Annotated in this window: 2 protein-coding genes; one reads left to right on the forward strand and one right to left on the reverse strand. The window is 76.4% G+C overall.

Going from position 1 to position 1,844, the window contains the following annotated elements; all coding sequences use genetic code 11:
• Positions 1–849, reverse strand: an 849-nt coding sequence (locus EAO70_RS35835; RefSeq protein ID WP_261993224.1) for a DUF6777 domain-containing protein, incomplete at its 3' end; no start/stop codon positions are given.
• Positions 850–1,046: 197 nt separating this feature from the next.
• Here EAO70_RS35835 and EAO70_RS35845 point away from each other — a divergent pair.
• Positions 1,047–1,844: YndJ family protein (locus tag EAO70_RS35845; protein WP_148006972.1), on the forward strand; the 798-nt coding region annotated here is incomplete at its 3' end.

Genomic DNA, 1,844 nt, shown 5'->3' on the forward strand with positions numbered 1-1,844 from the left:
GGCGCACGCGTCGGGGTCGCAGTCCGGTTCGACGGCGGGCTTGCGGTCCTGGGCCCCGTCGCTGCCGGTGGCCCGCTCGATCCAGCTGCGGTCGGCGGCGTTGACGATGACCAGGCTGGTGACGACGGTGGTGGTCGGCCGGACGACGATCACCCGGTCGGGGTCGAAGTCGTCCCAGGGCTCGCCCTGGTGGATGCCCTCCCGGGCGGCGGCCGGGGTGCGGAGCGGGTTGCCGCAGGCGCAGCGGACGCGCGGGGAGCCGTACTGGTCGACGAGGACGGCCGTGCCGGTCTGGAGGACGGACTGATAGGCGTGGGCCCGGCCGTCGCGGTAGCCGTGGTTGGTGACCCGGGTGTCCGAGCGCAGGGTGACCGGGGTGAGCCCGCGCAGCCAGTCGGAGACGTTGCTCTCGGGGATCCCGGCGGCCTCGGCGAAGGCGCCGGTGCGGTCCGGGTCGGCGGTGAGGAAGGCGACCTGGCGTTCGACGTCGCAGCTGCCCTCCGCGCGCGTGCCGCCGTAGAGGCCGGGGGTCGAGCCGGTGACCTCGCGGACCCGCTCGCCCTCGGGCTCCGGGCCGCGGGCCGGGGCGGACGCCCGCCCGGCGATCCGGGCCGAGGACTCGGTGAAGGGGTCGGGGCCCTGGCCGGCGAGCGGCTGGAGCAGGACGTCCTGCTGGGCGCCGGCCGCGGCGGGCTGGGCGCCGCCGCGGGAGCCCTCCCAGACGGAGGTGCACCCCGCGAGGAGGAGGGAGGCGGCGAGCGCGGCGAGCGCGGACCGGGCCGCGGCGGCGCGGAGGGTCGGCCGGGAGGCGGTGGGGTTTCGCCGCGTCCGGCGGTGGGGTGAGCTCACCTGCGTGTCCCGCTTTCTCTCCCCGGGCCGCTGTGCCCGGTGACGGCCAGTCCTCCATGTCTTTCGCAGTGCGCGGGGCCCCGCAAGCGGAGCGCCGCCGACCGTGTCGACGAGCACGCTTGAACGCGTTCAAGAAACGCTCTACGCTCGTGATGTCCAGTTGAACGCGTTCAAGTGGGGGATGAGTCATGACCGCACTGTCGGTGCTGGTGGCCACGGTCGTCACGATCGGGATGCTCTGGGTGGTCCCGACGGGGCTCGCGCTCCTCGACGGCCCGCGGCCGCCCGGACTCGACGCGCTCCGGCGCGCCTGGCCCCTGCTCGCCGCCCCCGGCGCGCTCGCCCTGTGGCTGCCGCGCTCCGGACCCGCGACCGCGCTCGCCGCCGTCTACGCCCTCGCCACCCTGGCCCTCGCGCTCCAGGCCCCGGCCCGGCTGGTCCTGACCCGCTCCCTCGCGCCGGGCGAGGTCGCCGTCCTCACCGCCCTGGTCGCACCCTCGGTCGCCGGCCTCGCCCTGGTCGCGGAGCGGGCCTCGTACCCGCTCTTCGGCTTCAACCTGGACATCCTGGCGCTGACCGTCCCGCACTTCCACTTCGCGGGCTTCGCCGCCGCCCTCGTCGCCGGCCTCCTCTGCCGCGCCTCCGACGGCCCCACCGCCCGCTTCGCCGCCCTGAGCGTCCCCGCGGGCACCCTGCTCGTCCTGCTCGGCTACTTCGTCGACGACTGGGCCGAGCTGCTCGGCGCGGTCGTCCTGACGGCCGGCATGACGGCGGTCGCGGTCCTGACCCTGCGCGAGCGCCGCGCCTGGGCGGCCGACCCCGTCACCCGGGGACTCCTCGCCGTCTCGGCCCTGGTCCTCTTCGCCACCATGCTGCTCGCGCTGAGCTGGGCGCTGGGCGAGGCGACCGGCCTTCCGCACCTCGACCTGACCTGGACCGCCGCGACCCACGGCCTGGGCAACGCCCTGGGCTTCGMCGTCTGCGCCCTGCTCGCC

Source organism: Streptomyces sp. adm13(2018), assembly GCF_008042145.1.
Taxonomy (GTDB): domain Bacteria; phylum Actinomycetota; class Actinomycetes; order Streptomycetales; family Streptomycetaceae; genus Streptomyces.